This is a genomic window from Streptomyces sp. DH24, from assembly GCF_029813775.1.
GTDB lineage: Bacteria > Actinomycetota > Actinomycetes > Streptomycetales > Streptomycetaceae > Streptomyces.
Map to the genome: position 1 here is coordinate 1 of NZ_JARVKW010000030.1, position 17,978 is coordinate 17,978.

The 17,978-nt window shown below is 71.1% G+C and carries 15 protein-coding genes; 6 read left to right on the forward strand and 9 right to left on the reverse strand.

Annotated features, from left to right (window positions below; all coding sequences use genetic code 11):
• Positions 1–43: 43 nt before the first annotated feature.
• Positions 44–2,785 carry a phosphoenolpyruvate carboxylase gene (gene ppc / locus QC282_RS22760; RefSeq protein ID WP_279551390.1) on the reverse strand — a complete coding sequence of 914 codons (2,742 nt, stop codon included), beginning with the start codon at positions 2,783–2,785 and terminating at the stop codon, positions 44–46.
• 295 nt (positions 2,786–3,080) lie between these two features.
• Here ppc and QC282_RS22765 point away from each other — a divergent pair, with 295 nt between their 5' ends.
• Positions 3,081–4,088: an acyl-CoA desaturase gene (locus QC282_RS22765; protein WP_279551391.1), complete on the forward strand. Its 1,008-nt coding sequence runs from the start codon at positions 3,081–3,083 to the stop codon at positions 4,086–4,088.
• Positions 4,085–4,762: a TetR/AcrR family transcriptional regulator gene (locus tag QC282_RS22770; protein WP_279551392.1), complete on the forward strand. Its 678-nt coding sequence runs from the start codon at positions 4,085–4,087 to the stop codon at positions 4,760–4,762. Before QC282_RS22765 ends, QC282_RS22770 begins: the two co-directional genes overlap by 4 nt.
• Before the next feature lie 170 nt (positions 4,763–4,932).
• On the opposite strand, the gene QC282_RS22775 is transcribed toward QC282_RS22770, so the two are convergent.
• Complete coding sequence (locus QC282_RS22775; RefSeq protein WP_279551393.1) at positions 4,933–5,745, reverse strand: trans-aconitate 2-methyltransferase; 813 nt, start codon at positions 5,743–5,745, stop codon at positions 4,933–4,935.
• Between the two features lie 120 nt (positions 5,746–5,865).
• Between QC282_RS22775 and tamR the strand changes: the two genes are divergently transcribed.
• A complete protein-coding gene (tamR, locus tag QC282_RS22780) occupies positions 5,866–6,363 on the forward strand; it encodes a MarR family transcriptional regulator TamR (protein ID WP_279551394.1) in 498 nt (165 codons plus the stop codon).
• On the opposite strand, the gene QC282_RS22785 is transcribed toward tamR, so the two are convergent.
• Entirely contained in the window at positions 6,322–7,089 is a 768-nt protein-coding gene (locus QC282_RS22785) for a response regulator transcription factor (RefSeq protein WP_279551395.1), read from the reverse strand. The two genes, tamR and QC282_RS22785, sit on opposite strands and share 42 nt — an antisense overlap.
• A 291-nt stretch (positions 7,090–7,380) precedes the next feature.
• On the opposite strand from QC282_RS22785, the gene QC282_RS22790 reads away from it, so the two are divergent.
• On the forward strand, positions 7,381–7,836 hold the full coding sequence (locus QC282_RS22790; protein WP_279551396.1) for an N-acetyltransferase: 456 nt from the start codon (positions 7,381–7,383) through the stop codon (positions 7,834–7,836).
• 12 nt (positions 7,837–7,848) lie between these two features.
• Here the strand turns inward: QC282_RS22790 and galK are convergent, their stop codons facing one another.
• The 3 genes from galK to galT are packed head-to-tail and all read right to left on the reverse strand — an operon-like array spanning position 7,849 to position 11,071.
• Positions 7,849–9,021: a galactokinase gene (gene galK / locus QC282_RS22795; protein ID WP_279551397.1), complete on the reverse strand. Its 1,173-nt coding sequence runs from the start codon at positions 9,019–9,021 to the stop codon at positions 7,849–7,851.
• Positions 9,022–9,050: 29 nt separating this feature from the next.
• Entirely contained in the window at positions 9,051–10,013 is a 963-nt protein-coding gene (galE, locus tag QC282_RS22800) for a UDP-glucose 4-epimerase GalE (protein WP_279551398.1), read from the reverse strand.
• The gene (gene galT / locus QC282_RS22805) at positions 10,010–11,071 is read right to left on the reverse strand and encodes a galactose-1-phosphate uridylyltransferase (protein ID WP_279551399.1); all 1,062 of its coding nucleotides are present in this window, start codon (positions 11,069–11,071) and stop codon (positions 10,010–10,012) included. Before galT ends, galE begins: the two co-directional genes overlap by 4 nt.
• 190 nt (positions 11,072–11,261) lie before the next feature.
• Here galT and QC282_RS22810 point away from each other — a divergent pair, with 190 nt between their 5' ends.
• Together QC282_RS22810 and QC282_RS22815 are read left to right on the forward strand one after the other, a co-directional pair.
• Positions 11,262–12,941: a sodium:solute symporter family protein gene (locus QC282_RS22810; protein WP_279551400.1), complete on the forward strand. Its 1,680-nt coding sequence runs from the start codon at positions 11,262–11,264 to the stop codon at positions 12,939–12,941.
• A gap of 21 nt (positions 12,942–12,962) precedes the next feature.
• Positions 12,963–13,292, forward strand: coding sequence for a hypothetical protein (locus QC282_RS22815; RefSeq protein WP_279551401.1), 330 nt, complete (start codon positions 12,963–12,965; stop codon positions 13,290–13,292).
• A gap of 56 nt (positions 13,293–13,348) precedes the next feature.
• Here the strand turns inward: QC282_RS22815 and QC282_RS22820 are convergent, their stop codons facing one another.
• From QC282_RS22820 to QC282_RS22830, 3 genes are all read right to left on the reverse strand, one after another.
• The gene (locus QC282_RS22820) at positions 13,349–14,032 is read right to left on the reverse strand and encodes a response regulator transcription factor (protein ID WP_279551402.1); all 684 of its coding nucleotides are present in this window, start codon (positions 14,030–14,032) and stop codon (positions 13,349–13,351) included.
• Between the two features lie 210 nt (positions 14,033–14,242).
• On the reverse strand, positions 14,243–16,090 hold the full coding sequence (locus QC282_RS22825; RefSeq protein ID WP_279551403.1) for a PQQ-binding-like beta-propeller repeat protein: 1,848 nt from the start codon (positions 16,088–16,090) through the stop codon (positions 14,243–14,245).
• Between the two features lie 54 nt (positions 16,091–16,144).
• The gene (locus tag QC282_RS22830; RefSeq protein ID WP_279551404.1) at positions 16,145–17,893 is read right to left on the reverse strand and encodes a PQQ-binding-like beta-propeller repeat protein; all 1,749 of its coding nucleotides are present in this window, start codon (positions 17,891–17,893) and stop codon (positions 16,145–16,147) included.
• Positions 17,894–17,978: the final 85 nt, after the last annotated feature.

Genomic DNA, 17,978 nt, shown 5'->3' on the forward strand with positions numbered 1-17,978 from the left:
GGGGGGGGGGGGGGGGGGGGGCACCGCCGTGTCGCGGTCCGGGTCAGCCGGTGTTGCGCAGGCCGGCCGCGACGCCGTTGACGGTCAGCAGCAGGGCGCGGGAGAGCAGCGGGTCGGGCTGCTCACCGGCGGCCGCGGCGTCGCGCTGGCGCTTGAGGAGGGCGACCTGGAGGTAGGAGATCGGGTCCAGGTAGGCGTCGCGGATGGTGAAGGTCTGCTTGAGGACGGGGGTGGCGTCCAGCAGTTCCCGCTCGCCGGTGACGCGGAGGACTTCCTGCACGGTGAGTTCGTGCTCGGCCTTGATGGTGTCGAAGACGTGCTTGAGCTCGTCCGGCACGAGGGTGTCGACGTAGTGCTGGGCGATGCGCAGGTCGGTCTTGGCGAGGGTCATCTCGACGTTGGAGATGAAGTTCCGGAAGAAGTGCCACTGTTCGTGCATCTCGTCGAGCACGGTGTCGAGACCGGCCTCGCGCAGGGCCTTCAGGCCGGAGCCGACGCCGAACCAGCCGGGCACGATCTGCCGGGACTGGGTCCAGCCGAACACCCAGGGGATGGCGCGCAGTCCGTCGAGCCCGGCGCCGGAGTCGGGCCGCCGGGAGGGGCGGGAGCCGAGGTGGAGGTCGGCGAGCTGGTCGACGGGGGTGGAGGCGAAGAAGTACGCCGGGAGGTCGGGGTCCTCCACGAGGCGCCGGTAGGCGGCGTGGGCGGCGTCGGAGACGACGTCCATGGCGGCGTCCCAGCGCGCGAGGGCCTCGACGGACTGGCGGGGCGCGGTGTGCAGGGCGGAGGCCTGCAGGGTGGCCGCGACGGTCAGTTCGAGGTTCTCGCGGGCGAGGGACGGCACGAGGTACTTGTCGGAGATGACCTCGCCCTGTTCGGTGACCTTGATCTCGCCCTCCAGGGTGCCCCAGGGCTGGGCGAGGATCGCGTCGTGGGAGGGGCCGCCGCCGCGGCCGACGGTGCCGCCGCGGCCGTGGAAGAGGCGCAGGCGGACGCCGTAGCGGTGGGCGACGTCGCGCAGCCGGCGCTGGGCGCGGTGGATCTCCCACTGGCTGGTGGTGATGCCGCCGAACTTGGAGGAGTCGGAGTAGCCGAGCATGACCTCCTGGACGTCGCCGCGCAGCGCGACCAGGCGCCGGTAGGACGGGTCGGAGAGCATGTCCTCCAGGATCGTGTCGGCGGCCCTGAGCTCGTCGGTGGTCTCCAGCAGCGGCACGATGCCGATCTTGGCCCAGCCGGCGTGCAGGTCGATCAGTCCGGCCTCGCGGGCGAGGACGGCGGCGGCGAAGACGTCGTCGGCGCCCTGGCACATGGAGATGATGTACGACTCGATGACCTCGGGTCCGAAGACCTCCAGGGCGCGCTTGACGGTCTGGAACACGCCGAGGGTCTTCTCGCCTGCGGCGTCGACGGGCGCGGGGGTGGGCGCGAGGGGCCGCCGGGAGCGCAGTTCCTTGGCGAGGAGCTTGGCGCGGTACTCGCGCGGCATGTCGGCATAGCGCCAGGATTCCTCGCCGAGCCGGTCGAACAGCTGACCGAGGGCGTGGTGGTGGGCGTCCGCGTGTTCGCGTACGTCCATGGTGGCGAGCTGGAGGCCGAAGGCGGCGAGGGTGCGGATGGTGCGGGCGAGGCGGCCGTCGGCGAAGAGGCCGCCGCGGTGCTCGCGCAGCGAGGTCTGCATGATGCGCAGGTCGGCGAGGAGCTCGGAGGTGCCGAGGTAGTCGCGGCCGGGCTCGTGGGGGGTGCCCTTGGCGAGGCGCTGCTTGGTGTTCTCCAGCTTCTGGCGGACGCAGGTGGCCTTGAGCCGGTAGGGCTCCTCGGCGTTGAGCCGCTTGTAGCGGGGGCTGATCTCGGGCAGCCGCTCCAGGTCGGCCTGGAGGGATTCGAGGAGTTCCTCGGTGGCGCCGGCGTAGCGGATGGAGTTGGAGAGGAAGCCGCGCAGCTCGTCGATGGTGTCGAGGGCGTCGTTGATGCCGTGCTCGTGCTGGAGGATCAGCACGTCCCAGGTGACCTGGGGGGTCACGTTGGGGTTGCCGTCGCGGTCGCCGCCGATCCAGGTGCCGAAGGTGAGCGGGCGGGTGTCGTCCGGGAGGGTGACGCCGACGCGTTCGAGTTCGGCGGTGAGGTCCTCCAGGACGTCGCCGACGGCTCCGGCGTGCAGCTCGTCGAGGTAGTAGATGGCGTTGCGGGCCTCGTCGGCGGGTTCGGGGCGGACGACGCGCAGTTCGTCGGTCTGCCAGACGAGGTCGATGTTCTCGGCCAGCCGGGTGTCGTAGCGGCGCCGGTCGGACTCGATGACCGGCATCTCCAGGAGCGCGGCGATGCGCCGGAGCTTGTTCAGCACGGACCGGCGGGCGGCCTCGGTGGGGTGGGCGGTGAAGACGGGGCGGACGTTGAGGTTCTTGACCGTCTCGCGCAGGTGTTCGGGGTCGGCGTCCTTGAGGCGGTCGGCGGTGCGGGCGAGGAGACCGCCCTCGGCGGCCCGCCGGGCGCGCAGCTCGCGGCCGCGGTGGACCTGTTCGGTGACGTTGGCGAGGTGGAAGTAGGTGGAGAAGGCGCGGACCAGCTTGGCCGCGGTTTCCAGTTCGGTGCCGCGCAGCAGCTCCGCTGCGGCCTCGCCGTCCTCTCGGGTGAGGCGGCGCACCTTCTCGACAAGGTCCAGCAGCTCGTGGCCTTCCTGCCGCACGAGCGTCTCACCGAGGAGATCACCCAGCCGGCGGATGTCGGCGCGCAGCTCGCTGTTGGTGGTCACTCGGGACTCAGTCTGGTCGTCGGCACTGCTCACAGGTGCGGCTCCTTGCAGTGTTGAAGCTCGTCTGGGAGGGAACCCGGACGGCGTCTCGCGCGGCGGGTGCCGCTTACGGTCCGGACATCCGGGAAAAGTTCAGAGCGGACCGCGCTGTCCGACCGACTCCAAGGATAGGTCGCCGGCCGGACGCACTGGCCGACGGGCTCTTGCCGCCGGGCAACACGCTGACATACTTACGACGCCGTAGGTTACGGAACCGTAGGGAACTTCTCCGCCGGTTCCCGCGGCCCGGCGCCGCCCTACCGTTCCCGAGACCTCACAGAGGACGCCCATGACGACAACCTCCGACGTGATCAAAGACGCCCCGAAGGCGCCCGACGATTCCCTTCCGCCCGCCACTCTGGGCGGCGAGCAGAAGCGCTCGATCGAGCAGATCGCGCTGCTGCTGTTCATCACCGTGCCGTTCCTGGCGCTGCTCGCGGCGGTGCCGCTGGCCTGGGGCTGGGGGGTGAGCTGGCTGGACCTCGGCCTGATGGTGTTCTTCTACTTCCTGGGCTGCCACGGCATCACGATCGGTTTCCACCGGCACTTCACGCACGGTTCCTTCAAGGCCAAGCGGCCGTTGAAGATCGCGCTGGCGATCGCCGGTTCGATGGCCGTCGAGGGCCCGCTGGTCCGCTGGGTGGCGGACCACCGCAGGCACCACAAGTTCTCCGACGCCGAGGGCGACCCGCACTCGCCGTGGCGGTTCGGCGATACCGTCCCGGCCCTGATGAAGGGCCTGTGGTGGGCGCACATCGGCTGGCTGTTCGACGAGGAGCAGACGCCGCAGGAGAAGTACGCGCCGGATCTGGTCAAGGACCCGGCGATGCGGGCGATCTCCCGGCAGTTCGTGCTGTGGACGTTCGTGTCGTTGGCGCTGCCGCCGCTGATCGGCGGTCTGGTGACGTGGTCCTGGTGGGGCGCGTTCACGGCGTTCTTCTGGGGTTCGCTGGTCCGGGTGGCCCTGCTGCACCACGTGACGTGGTCGATCAACTCGATCTGCCACGCGGTCGGCAAGCGCCCGTTCAAGTCGCGTGACCGCTCGGGCAACGTGTGGTGGCTGGCGATCCTGTCGTGCGGCGAGTCCTGGCACAACCTGCACCACGCCGACCCGACGTCCGCCCGGCACGGGGTGGAGCGGGGCCAGCTGGACTCCTCGGCGCGGCTGATCCGCTGGTTCGAGAAGCTCGGCTGGGCGTACGACGTGAGGTGGCCGTCACGCTCGCGTATCGATTCGCGCCGCACCAGCGAGGAAGGCGGCTCCCGGCGAGGGAAGGCGACCGCCGAAGCGGCATGATTGACGCCGTGGCGACCGACTCCAGCAGCAATACCAGCAATGACAAGCCGCGGCGGACCCGTCGCACCCGGATGACCGGTGCCGAGCGCCGCCAGCAGTTGCTGGAGATCGGTCGGACCCTCTTCGCCGCGAAGGGCTTCGAGGGCACGTCGGTGGAGGAGATCGCGGCCAAGGCCGGGGTGTCCAAGCCGGTGGTGTACGAGCACTTCGGCGGCAAGGAGGGGCTCTACGCGGTCGTCGTGGACCGCGAGATGCGGCGCCTGCTGGACATGGTGACGAGTTCGCTCACGGCGGGTCATCCGCGTGAGCTGTGCGAGCAGGCGGCGTTCGCGCTGCTGGACTACATCGAGGAGTACACGGACGGCTTCCGCATTCTCGTCCGGGACTCCCCCATCCCCCAGTCGACGGGTTCCTTCGCGTCCCTCATCTCGGACATCGCCACGCAGGTGGAGGACATCCTGGGCCGGGAGTTCAAGAGCCGCGGCTTCGACCCGAAGCTCGCGCCGCTGTACGCGCAGGCGCTGGTCGGGATGGTCGCGCTGACCGGCCAGTGGTGGCTGGACGTCCGCAAGCCGAAGAAGGCCGAGGTGGCGGCCCATCTGGTGAACCTGGCGTGGCACGGCCTGGACGGTCTGGAGCCGAAGCCGCGGTTGATAGGTCACCGCAAGAGCTAGACAGAGCATGGACAAGGTTGGACAGAGTTACGCAGTGTGAACGGTTCGGGAACTCCAGCGGCCGCCGCCGGAGTTTTCGGAGTGGCAGCGCCGGTGGCCGGGAGATACGTCGTCCCGGGTGACCGGCGCTCCGTGCGTCCGCGGCCCGACGTGATCGCCGGCGGTGGAGGTCAGGCCTGCCTGCGGGCGACGGCGAACACCCGGCGGAACGGGAACGGCGTGCCGTACGGCCCGGCCGGATAGGCCTCGCGCAGGGCGGCCCGGTACGCGGCGACGAAGTCGTCCCGCGCGTCGGGGTCGGCGGCCAGGGCGTCGAGCACGGGCCGCAGTCCGGTGCCCATGACCCAGTCGAGCACGGGGTCCTCGCCCTGGAGCAGATGGACGTACGTCGTCTCCCACACGTCGGCGGCGCAGCCGAGGGCGGTGAGGCGGGCGAGGTAGGCCTCGGGGGCGAGGACGGCGTCGTCGTGGCGCAGGACGCCGGTGAGGTGGTCTCGCCGGTGCGGGGCGTCGGCGAGGTCGCGCATGAGGCGGTGGCTGGGGGCGTCGAAGTTGCCGGGCACCTGGAAGGCGAGGGTGCCGCCGGGGGCGAGGGAGGCGGTCCACTCGGCGAAGCGTTCGGCGTGTCCGGGGACCCACTGGAGGGTGGCGTTGCTGACGATCAGGTCGTACGGCTCGGCGGGTGTCCAGGTGCGGACGTCGGCGTGCGCGAAGTCGAGCCGGCCGCCGCCGGGGGTGGGTCCGGCGTGCTCCCGGGCGCGGGTGAGCATCTCGGGCGAGTTGTCGTAGCCGGTGATGCGGGCGGTGGGCCAGCGCTCGGCGAGCAGGGCGGTGACGTTGCCGGGGCCGCAGCCGAGGTCGGCGATGCGGGGCGCGTGCGAGGGCAGGTCCGGGACGCGGGCGAGGAGGTCGGTGAAGGGGCGGGCGCGGTGGCCGGCGTGGCGCAGGTACTGGGCGGGGTCCCAGGTGGGGGCGGCGGGCATGGGTCTGTCCTCCTGAGTGCCGTACTCGACGGACACCCAGCGTCACCCACACTTCCCCTTGACGTCAAGATACTTGATGTCAAGAGACTTCATGTCGACACAACCACTACACTGATCGTCATGGAGGACGAGGTCGATCGGCTGGTCGCAGCGTGGCGCCGGGAGCGCCCGGACCTCGACGTGGAACCGCTCGAGGTGCTCAGCCGCGTGAGCAGGCTGGCCCGGCATCTGGACCGCGCGCGCCGGCTGGCGTTCGCCGAGCACAGCCTGGAGCCCTGGGAGTTCGACGTCCTGACGGCGCTCCGCCGCGCGGGCACCCCGTACCAGCTCTCCCCCGGGCAGCTGCTGACGCAGACCCTGGTCACCTCCGGCACGATGACGAACCGGATCGACCGCCTGGCGAAGAAGGGGCTCGTGGAGCGTCTGCCCGACCCGAGCGACCGCCGTGGCGTGCTGGTGCGGCTGACCGACGAGGGACGCGACCGCGCCGACCAGGCGCTGGCCGGACTGCTGGACCAGGAGCGCGCCATCCTCGCGGAGCTGTCCCGCGCCCAGCGCGCCGAACTGGCCGGTCTGCTACGCCAGCTGACCGCCCCGTTCGACAACATCCCCGGTTAGGTCCGCCGGACCGACCCCGGCCCGGCGGGCGAGGGCGACCGCGGCGAGCGTGGAGTGCACGCCCAGCTTGCCCAGCACGTTCTGCATGTGCGTGCGCACGGTGTGCGGGGACAGATACAGCCGCTCGGCGACGGCCTTGCGCCCCAGCCCGGCGACCATGCAGCGCAGCACCTCCCGCTCGCGCGGGGTCAGCGACTCCACCAGCCGCTCGCTCTCGGAGCGGTTCCTGCGGGCGGCGGTCAGCTCGCGCAGCACGCCGGTCAGCAGGGCGGGCGGCAGATGCGTCTCGTCGCGCAGGACACCCCGGATGACGCTGAGCAGCCGGGACAGGGAGCAGTCCTTGGCGACCCAGCCCGAGGCCCCGGCCTGCAGGGCCAGCGCGGCGCGGTGCGGGTCGTCCCGCTCGGCGAGGACGACGGTCCGGACGTGCGGCTGCGCGGTACGCACCCCGGCGACCAGGGAGATCCCGTCGACCAGCCCGTCCTCGTCGCCCTCGCGGACCGGCACGGCCGGGCGCGCGCCCGGCACCTTGCCGCCGAGGTCGGCGTCGACGAGCAGCACGTCGAAGCGGCGTCCCTCGCCCGCCGCCCGCTCCAGGCAGCGCAGCGCGGCGGGCCCGCTGCCCGCGGCGGACACCTCGACGTCGGGCTCGGCGGCCAGGGCCGCGGCCAGCGACTCGGCGAAGATGCGGTGGTCGTCGACGACCAGGACTCGGATGCGAACCACGAAACCCCCTTCCCCACGCTCCCGAGGAGCAGGGGTGACCCATTGCCGGAGGACGACACGGCACGGATACGGCGCCCGACGGGCCAGGTGTCCGACTGGCCACTGCCCGGGACGGGTCGCCGCGGCCGCACAGCCGCCGCCGTGCAGAAACTGCTACCCCCGCTTCGGGCGCCGTACCCGGTGTTTCGCCCCCTGATCGGCGCCGGCCCCCACCGGCGCGCCGTTCATCAGCGTACGGACTGCGCCCGGCAGCGGAAGACCAAGTGCGGAACTGCCTCCCGGGACGCGTTTATGGTGTGCCGCATGTTTCGTTTCGAGACAGAAGTCGACAAGGCCCGACGGGATCTGCTCCGCGCCCGCCTCCGGGACACCAACACGGCCGCGTCGCCTGTCCTGCGCGCCCTGCGCGGCAGCCCCGGGGAGCGCGAGTCGCCGCTGCACGTCTGGGCCCTGGACGGCGCCGGCGGCCTCGCGGGCGGTCTGGTCGGCCACACCTGGGCGACCTGGCTGCACGTGACGTACCTGTGGGTCGACGAACGCCACCGCGGCGCGGGCCTCGGCAGCGGCCTGCTCGCCCGCGCCGAGCGGACGGCCCGGCAGGACCGCGGCTGCCGCTCGTCACGCGTGGAGACCTGGGACTTCCAGGCCCCCGGCTTCTACACGAAGCAGGGCTACGAGGTGGTGTGCGTGATCCCCGACTACCCGCCGGGGATCACGGAGTACACGCTGACGAAGCGGCTGGGCTGAGGGCCGCCCGCGTCAGCGGACCCGGCGGGCGCCCGGGGACGGGACCGCCTCGAAGACCCGGGGGGCGGTGAACCCGGAGGCCGCGAAGGCCTCCCCGACCGCCTTGGTGATGCGGTCGGTGTCCGCCTCCTGGGCCAGGACGATCGCCGAACCGCCGAAGCCGCCGCCCGTCATGCGGGCGCCGAGGGCGCCGGCCGCGAGGGCCGTGTCGACGACCAGGTCCAGTTCCGGGCAGGAGATGCGGAAGTCGTCGCGCAGCGAGGCGTGGCCCTCGACCAGCACCGGGCCGATCGCGCGCGTCTGGCCCGACTCCAGCAGGGCGACGACCCGTTCGACGCGCTCGTCCTCCGTGACCACGTGGCGGACCAGACGGCGCACCTCCTCCTCGTCGCCCAGGCGGGCCAGGGCCGCGTCCAGTTCGGCGTACGGGACGTCCCGCAGGGCGTCGACGCCCAGCAGGGCCGCGCCCTTCTCGCAGCCCGCGCGGCGCTTGCCGTACTCGCCCTCGCTGTGGGAGTGCTTGACCTGCGTGTCGACCACGAGCAGGCGCATGCCCTCGGCGGCCAGGTCGAAGGGGATCTGACGCTGGGACAGGTCCCGGGTGTCGAGGAAGAGGGCGTGGCCCTCCTCGCAGCACGCCGAGGCCGTCTGGTCCATGATGCCGACCGGGGCGCCCACGTAGACGTTCTCCGCGCGCTGGCACAGGCGGGCCAACTGCCAGCCGCGCAGGCCCAGTTCGAACAGGTCGTTCAGCGCGAGGGCGACCACGACCTCCAGGGCCGCCGACGACGACAGGCCCGCGCCCGCCGGGACCGTCGAGGCGAGGTGGATGTCCGCGCCGGTCACCGCGTGACCGGCCTCGCGCAGCGCCCACACCACGCCCGCCGGATACGCCGTCCAGTCCTTGTCCGACCCGGGGGCCAGGGCGTCCGGGCCCAACTCCACCACGCCGCCGCGCACGTCCTGCGAGTGCAGGCGCAGCACGCCGTCCGCGCGCCGGGAGACCGCGGCGACCGCGGTGTGCGGCAGCGCGAACGGCATGACGAAGCCGTCGTTGTAGTCGGTGTGCTCGCCGATGAGGTTGACGCGGCCCGGTGCCGCCCACACCCCGTCCGGCGCGGCCCCGTACAGCTCCTCGAACCGCTCGGCGACCAACTCCGCGACGGCCTCGCTGGACTCGCTCATGCCCTGACCCCTGACCCTTTCCGTACGTTTCAGTTGCCGCGCCGCTGCGCGAACTCCCAGGCGTCCGCGACGATCCCCGCGAGGTCGGCGCGCGACGGGTTCCAGCCCAGCTTCTCGCGGGCGGTGTCGGCCGACGCGACCAGCACCGCCGGGTCGCCGCCCCGGCGGGGGGCGACCACTTCGGGGATCGGGTGGCCGGTGACCTGCCGGACCGTCTCGACGACCTCGCGGACCGAGAAGCCGTTGCCGTTGCCGAGGTTGCAGATCAGGTGCTCGCCGGGCTCCGCGGCGTCGAGGGCCAGCAGGTGGGCCTCGGCCAGGTCGGCGACGTGGATGTAGTCGCGCACGCAGGTGCCGTCCGGCGTCGGGTAGTCGTCGCCGAAGACGGAGATGGCCTCGCGCCGGCCCTGGGCGACCTGGAGCACCAGCGGGATGAGGTGCGACTCGGGGTCGTGCCGCTCGCCGTACGCGCCGTACGCGCCCGCCACGTTGAAGTAGCGCAGCGACACCGCGCCCAGGCCGTGCGCCGCGGCCTCGCCGGTGATCATGTGGTCGACGGCGAGCTTGGAGGCGCCGTAGGGGTTGGTGGGCTTCGTCGGGGCCGACTCGACGATCGGGACCCGGTCCGGTTCGCCGTACGTCGCCGCCGTGGAGGAGAACACCAGCCTGCGCACGCCGGCCGTGCGCATGGCGTCCAGCAGCGCCATGGTGCCGCCGACGTTGTTGTCCCAGTACTTCTCCGGCTTCACGACCGACTCGCCGACCTGGGAGAACGCGGCGAAGTGCAGCACGCCGTCGAAGGAGGAGTCCAGCCACTTGGCGGCGTCGCGGATGTCGCCCTCGACGAAGGCGGCGCCGGCGGGCACGCCCTCGCGGAAGCCGGTGGAGAGGTTGTCGAGCACGACGACCTCGTGACCCGCCTCCAGCAGGTGCTGGGCGACCACGCTGCCGACGTAACCCGCGCCGCCCGTCACCAGGTACTTCCCGCTCATGAACTCGCTACCTCTCGCAGTCGCTCGGCCGCGCGCTCCGGCGGCACGTCGTTGATGAACACGTTCATGCCGGACTCGGAACCCGCGAGAAACTTCAGCTTGCCGGAAGTGCGGCGGATGGTGAAAAGCTCGAGGTGAAGCGCGAAGTCGTCGCGCGTGACGCCGTCGAACTCCTCCAGCGTGCCGAACGGGGCCTGGTGCCAGGCCGCGATGTACGGCGTCGGAGGCTCGGTCTCGCCGAAGATCCGGTCGAAGCGCCTCAAGAGTTCCAGATACACCTGGGGAAACTCTGTGCGCGCCTCATCGCCGAGTCCGAGCAGGTCCGGCACCCGGCGCTTGGGGTACAGGTGCACCTCGTACGGCCAGTGCGCGGCGTACGGCACGAAGGCCGCCCAGTGCTCACCCTCCAGGACGACCCGCTCGCCGGCGAGTTCGCGCTCCAGCACGGCGTCGAACAGGTTCTCCCCGCCGGTCGCCTCCTTGTGTGCCGCGAGTGAACGGAGCATCAGGGCGGTGCGGGGTGTGGTGAACGGGTAGGCGTAGATCTGCCCGTGCGGATGACCGAGCGTCACGCCGATCTCGGCGCCGCGGTTCTCGAAGCAGAACACCTGATCGACGGAGGGCACATGAGACAGCTCCGCCGTGCGGTCCGTCCACGCGTCGAGGACCAGGCGCGCCTGCTGTTCGCTCAGGTCGGCGAAGGAGGCGTTGTGGTCGGAGGTGAAGCAGACCACCTCGCAGCGGCCGGAGTCGCCGGCCAGGGAGGGGAAGCGGTTCTCGAAGACCACGACGTCGTACGACGGTCCCGGGATCTCGCTGAGCCGGTCGCCGCGCGAGGGGCACAGCGGGCACTCGTCGGCCGGCGGGTGGTAGGTGCGGCCCTGGCGGTGCGAGGCGATGGCGACGCTGTCGCCGAGCAGCACGTCGCGGCGGACCTCGGACGTGGTGACGGTCCGCTCCAGCGGGCGCCGGTCGACCGCGTCCCGCACGGTGTCGTCGCGCAGGTCGTAGTAGATGAGCTCGCGACCGTCGGCCAGCCGGGTCGAGGTCTTCTTCACGCCGGACTCCTCGTTCGAGCCGCATCGGGCTGCCACATGCTTCAAACAGAACCCAACATACCAAAACACAACTCACCAGAGAAGCGCTCACATCACAATCAAACAAAGAGCACCAACAGAAGTGTTCAATTACTGAAGGCGGAGGCGTAGGTTCCGCACCGGATCAGTTCGCGCAACGAAGCGAGTGCTTATGGAAACCCCCACATATCTGGCAGCTGAGCTACGGCTCCCCACGAACTGGCTCGACTACACGATCCTCGGCATCTACTTCGTCGTCGTCCTCGGCATCGGCTTCGCCGCCCGCCGGTCGGTGAAGACCAGCCTCGACTTCTTCCTCTCCGGCCGCTCCCTGCCTGCCTGGGTCACCGGTCTCGCCTTCATCGCCGCCAACCTCGGCGCCACCGAGATCCTCGGCATGGCCGCCAACAGCGCGCAGTACGGCGTCTACACCACCCACTGGTACTGGATCGGCGCCATCCCCGCGATGGTCTTCCTGGGCCTGGTGATGATGCCGTTCTACTACGGCTCCAAGGTCCGGTCGGTCCCCGAGTTCCTGCTGCTCCGCTTCGACAGGGCGGCGCACCTGCTCAGTTCGATCCTGTTCGCCTTCGCCGCCATCCTGATCGCCGGCGTCAACCTGTACGCCCTCGCGATCGTCGTCGAGGCGCTGCTGGGCTGGCCGCAGTGGGTGGCGATCGTGGTCGCCGGCTTCTTCGTGCTCGCCTACATCACCCTCGGCGGCCTGTCCTCGGCGATCTACAACGAGGTCCTGCAGTTCTTCGTCATCCTCGCCGCGCTCATCCCCATCACCGTGCTCGGTCTGCGCAGCGTCGGCGGCTGGGACGGCCTGTCCGACTCGCTGACCGCGTCGCGCGGCGATGACTTCATGTCCGCGTGGGGCGGCACCGGCATCGGCAGCGACAACCCGCTCGGCGCGAACTGGCTGACCATCGTCCTCGGCCTCGGCTTCGTGCTGTCCTTCGGCTACTGGACGACGAACTTCGCCGAGGTGCAGCGCGCGCTGTCCGCGAAGAACCTGTCCGCCGCCCAGCGCACCCCGCTGATCGCCGCGTTCCCGAAGATCTTCATCGTCTTCCTGGTGATGATCCCGGGCCTGGTCGCCGCCGTGCTGGTGCCCCGGATCGGCACGCCCGACTCCGACCTCCAGTACAACGACGCCATCCCGTACCTGATGGAGCAACTGCTGCCCAACGGTGTGCTGGGCATCGCGGTGACCGGTCTGCTGGCCGCGTTCATGGCGGGCATGGCGGCGAACGTGTCGTCCTTCAACACCGTCTTCACCAGCGACATCTGGTCGAAGTACGTGGTCAGGGGCCGCGAGGACGGCTACTACGTGCGGTTCGGGCGGCTCATCACCGCGATCGGCGTGCTGGCCTCGATCGGCACGGCGTTCCTGGCGTCGTCGTTCTCGAACATCATGAGCTACCTCCAGACGCTGTTCTCCTTCTTCAACGTCCCGATGTTCGTCGTCTTCATCATCGGCATGTTCTGGAAGCGCGCCTCCATGAAGTCCGGCTTCTGGGGCCTGGTCGCGGGCACCACGGCGGCGATGGTGAACTACTTCTGGATCTACAAGCAGGGCATCGTCGACATCCCGTCCGACCAGGGCGCCAACTTCGTCTCCGCGATCGCCGGGTTCGTCGCGGGCGCGGTCGTCATGGTGGCCGTCTCCCTGTTCACCGCGCCGAAGCCGGCCGACGAGCTCCAGGGGCTGGTGTACGGCACCACCTCGCCCGGCATGTCCGAGCCTGCCGCCGCCGGCGACGACGCCTGGTACCGCAAGCCGGCCCTGCTGGGCTGGGGCGCGGTGATCCTCGCGGCCGCCTGCTACATCCCGTTCTCGTTCTGATCGCGGGAGGATGGAGAGACCATGTCCCACCACTACTCCGACAAAGACGTCCAGCGGGAGGTCTCCGAACTGGAGACCAAGTCGACCACGGCCGCGCGGCTGTTCGACATCCGGCGGATCATCGGCGGACTGTTCGTGCTCTACGGCGTGATCGTGACGATCGCGGGCCTCACGGCGTCCGACGCCGACATCGACAAGGCCGAGGGCGTCAACATCAACCTCTGGACCGGGCTGGGGATGCTGCTGCTCGGCCTGTTCTTCCTGGCGTGGCTGAAACTGCGTCCGGTGGCTCCCCCGCCGCCGGACCTCGTGCCCAAGGAACCGGAGGACGAGGACGGGGCGGCGCGGTGACCGCCCTCCGCTGACGTGTTACCGCTGTCCGGGGCAGGCGTGTCCCGGACAGCGGGTCAGCGTTCCGGCCGCCGTACCGGACCCGCCCTGTCCAGCAGACCCGTCCTCGCCGCCAGCGCCGCCGCCTCCAGACGTGAGCCGACCCCCAGTTTCATCAGCACCCGCTGGACGTGGGTGCGGGCGGTGGAGGGCGCGATGCCCATGCCGGCGGCGATCACGCGGGTGTCCTCCCCGTCGGCGACGCGGACCAGGACCTCGGCCTCCCTCGGGGTGAGCATCTGGAGCAGGCGCCGGCCCTCGTCGTCCGGCTGGGCGGCGGGGTTGAGCAGTTCGGCGAAGGCGCCCTGCAGCAGCTGCGGGGCGACCGCCGCCTCACCCGCCCGCGCCTTCATGATCGCCCGCTCGACGCCCTCGATGCGCTCGTCGTGCCGCACGTACCCCGACGCCCCGGCGGCGAACGCCGCGGCGATGCCCCGCGGGCCGGGTACCGGGCCCAGCACCACCACCGCGACCTGCGGACGCTCCCGCTTGATCCGCGCCACCGGGTCGAAGATGCCCGGCTCCGCCGGTGTCGCCGTCCCCAGCAGGCACACCTCCGGCGCCCGGCTGATCACCAGCTCCGCCGCACCGGAGGTCGGCGCCGTCGCGGCGAGCACCCGGTGCCCGCGCAGCTTCAGCGCCGAGGCCAGCGCCTCGGCGAGCAACCGGTGGTCGTCGACCACGATGAGCCGCGCTGCCATCGAGCAACCCCCCAGTCCCCCCAACGGATCCTCGTGGACCCCACTATGACCGCCGCACCGTGAATCCCCCAGTGCGGACGCGTCAGTGCCCCCGGAAGCTACACGCAAGTTCCCCGTCGCGCTCCCCCTACCGGCGACAAACGCCCGGATACACGACCGCGGCCCCCCCCCCCGGACGGGGACGGGGCCGCGGTCACGGCACGGAAGCGCTCAGTCCGTACCGAACGCGATCACCAGGTACTCCTTCTCGTCCGAGCTGGGTCGCCGCTCGCTGGCGTACACCGCCGACATGTAGAAGCGGCCCTGGGAGAACAGCAGCTCCGCGTACTCCGGGAGCAGGCTGGTCTCCACGTCGCGGACGGACTCCGTGGCCGGGTTCTCCAGCAGGACGGTCTGCTTGAAGGAGCCGCCGTCGATGCTGACGACCTGGCCGCCCTTGTCGTAGGGCGGACGCTTGTACGCCAGCAGGTTGCCGCCGTCCATGCGCAGCGGGGTGATCGTGTAACCGTCGCCCGCGTCGGCGCGCTGGCCGGTCTGCTTGCCGGTGGCCAGGTCGAAGGCGACGATCTCGTTGGTCCGGCTGTAGTTGCCGCCGCTGCTGTCGTGCTCCTCGGTCGGGATGTACAGCCGGTCGTTGCCGACGGCGAGCATGAGGCAGTGGTCGATGCGGCTGATGCCGTCGCACTTGGCGGCGAACTGCTCGCCCGGGGCCGAGATGCGTGCCCGCAGCTTGCCGGTCTTGTTGTCGATGGAGAAGAAGTCCGAGATGCCGCTGCCGTCGCCCGCGGAATCGCCGACGTCGGACGCCACGACCAGCGGTTCGGTGGAGACGATGCTGGCGTACTCGATGCCCGCCGCCATCTTGTACTCGGAGATCACCTTCCCGGACTTCGGGTCGATGGTCTGGATGTGCAGCTGGCGGTTGTCGTACGAGCCGCACTTGCGGAGCGCGACCAGCTTCTCCCCGCCGCCGTACCCGGCGTCGTAGCAGGAGTCGGTCGGCTTCGGGCTCCACAGCGTCTTGCCGGACGCGATGTCGAAGGCGCCGCCGCCGCTGGTGCCGCCCACGGCGACCGTGCTGCCGCTGAGCGTGACGTTGTCGAAGTTGACCAGCTGGTCACCGGTCTTGAGCGTCTTCGTCCAGAGCTTCTTGCCGGCGTCCAGGTCGATCGCCGCGACCTGGCTGCACCCGTGCGAGGGGTCGGCCTTGGTCGGCATCGCGGGCTGGAAGGTGACCGCCGTCCTGTTGTCCTCGGTGATGTGCCTGCTGGCCTGGCACACCGGGCCGGGCAGGTCGATCGTCCACTGCTTGGTGCCCTTGACGGGGTCGTAGCCGACGATCTCCGCGACGCCGCTCTTGGCGTACACCTTGTCGGTGGCCCACGAGCCGGAGACGACGACGCTGCTGTCGTTCTTCACCTCGGGCGCCGGCACCTGGAAGAGCACCTTGGAGCTCGGGTCGGACGGCGCCTTCTCCTTGCCGCCGCCCGAACCGCCCGTGCCGGAACCGCCCTTCGGGTCGGTGCCGCCGGTGCCGCCGCTGGAGTTGGCGGTGTCGTCCTTCTTGCCGTCGTCCTTGCCGGACGCGTACCAGACGCCACCGCCGACGATCAGGGCGATCGCGACGACGGCCGCCACGATGATGGCCAGCTGCGCGTTGGTCTTCCGCCCGCCGCCCGGCTGCGGCTGCATCGGCATGGTCGGCTGCTGCGGATAGCCGTAACCGGGCTGCTGGCCGTAGGGCGGGGTGGGGTGGCCGTACCCGCCCGGCTGCTGGCCGTACGCACCGGGCTGGCCGTAGCCCGGCGTGCCGGGCGGCGGGGTCTGGGGCGGGCCCTGCGGGTAGCCGTAGCCCGGCTGCGCGGGCGGCGGCTGCGGCGGGGCGGCCGGGGGCTGGTTCTGCGGCGCCTGCGGGTAGCCGTAACCCGGTTGCGGCTGCGGGGCCTTGCCGAGGTCGGGACCGCCGGTCTGCGGCGGCTGGGGCGGCTGGTTCTGCGGCGGGCCGAAGCCGCCCCCCTGCGGGGGCTGGTTGGGCGGCGGGGGCGGCGGCTGGGTCATGGCGTCACTACCTCGGGGACGGGTCGAGCGGCGGGCGGAGGGGAGGAAGCCGGGTCACTTGCCGTAGGCGAGCATCAACTTCTCCTTGGCGTCGTCGTTGCCGTTCAGCCGGGTGGTCGAGATGTAGAAGCGGCCGTCGACCCAGTCGATCGCCTTCGAGAAGAAGCCGTTCTCGATGTCGGCGGCGCCGACCGGGTTCTGCAGCAGCTTCGTGGGCTGGTGGCCGGCGCCGGCCGTCGCGATCGACACGATCTGCCCGCCCGCGTCGTACGACGGCTGCACGTACGCGACGAGCTTGCCGCCCTCGGTCTTGATCGGCAGCATCGACTCGTCCGCCGGGGACTTGACGCGCCACTTCTCCTTGCCGGTGTCCAGGCTGATCGCCACGATCTCGTTGGCGCTCGCCGTCGCCTCGGTGGGCAGGTAGAGCGTGTCGTCGTCGGCGGCCACGCCCAGGCAGCCCTGCAGGTTGCGCTCCAGGATGGCCCAGCCGCACTCGGGGGCGAAGTCCTCGTCGACCTCCACCTGCGAACGGAACTTGCCGTCGTCGCCGAGGGTGGAGATGTTCCAGGCCTTCTTGTCCTGGTGGGTGCTGTAGACGACCAGCGGGTCCACCGAGTAGGTGCGCGCGACCCGCCAGCCCTTGTCGAACTTCTGGGTCCACCTGGCCTGGCCGGTGCGCGGGTCGAGCTCCTGCACCTCGTCGTGCTCGTTGGAGGTGCTCGCGCCGCAGGAGGAGACGGCGACGAGCTTCTGGCCGCCCGCGAACGCGGTCGGGAAGCAGGCGTCGCCGTACTTCTTCTTGTCCCACAGCTTCTTGCCGGACTTCACGTCGTACGCGGTGCCGGACTGGGAGCGGCCCACCATCAGCGTGTCGCCCGTGATGGTCAGGCCCAGCGAGAGCGTGGAGTCGAACAGGCCGCCCTCGGCGACCTCGCCCTGCCAGCCCTTCTCACCGGTGTTGAGGTCGATCTGCTGGAGCTGGTTGCACTTGGCGCGGTCGCTGCTGCCGCTCATGTACGCGACGACGATCTTGTCGTCGGACGTCTTCTGCGGCGTGGTCGCGCAGACCTTCTGCGGGAAGGTGATCGCGTCCCAGGTGGGCCTGCCGTCACCGACGTTGTACGCGAAGAGCTGCTTGTACGCCGCCTTCACCGCGGTCTTGTCGGTGATCCACATGCCCTCGGCCTCGGCACCGGAGCCGGGCGCGTCGGGCGCCTCCTTGTACCAGAGGACCTTCGCCTCGCCGGCCTTGCGGCCCTCGTTGAGGTTGTCCGGGTCCTCGCCGCCGTCGCCGCTGCCGTCGCCGGGGTTGACGGGCGCGCCGGACACCGACGGCTTGGGGTCGTCGCTCTTGCCCGCGACCGGCTTGTCGTCCTTGTCGTCGCCGCCGCCGGCCACGGCGAACACCGTGCCGCCGATGACGAGGAGGGCCGCGACCGCGCCACCGACGACGAGCGCCGTCCGGTTCTTGAACGGGTTGCGGGAGCCGGGCGGCGGGGTGCCGGGCGCACCGGGGTACTGCGGCTGCTGCGGGTAGCCGTACCCGGGCTGGCCGTACGGACCGGGCTGCGGCGGCTGGCCGTAGGGGCCCGCGTTGTACGGGCCCGGCTGCGCGTAGGGCCCCGGCTGGCCGGGCTGCTGCGGGTAGCCGTAGCCGGGCTGCGGCGGGCCCTGCGGGGGCGGGGTCTGCGGCGGGCCCTGCGGGGGCGGCGGGGTCGGTGCCCCGAAGCCTCCCTGCGGCGGCGGATCCTGCGGTGCTCCGAAACCGCCGTGCGGCGGTTGGTTGGGCGGCTGAGTCATCAGCTCGTTCCCCCTCGTTTACTCACTGATTTTTAGCCACGCCCCGAGGTACGGAAGCGCCACTCAGAGTCGCACTCAGACAGTT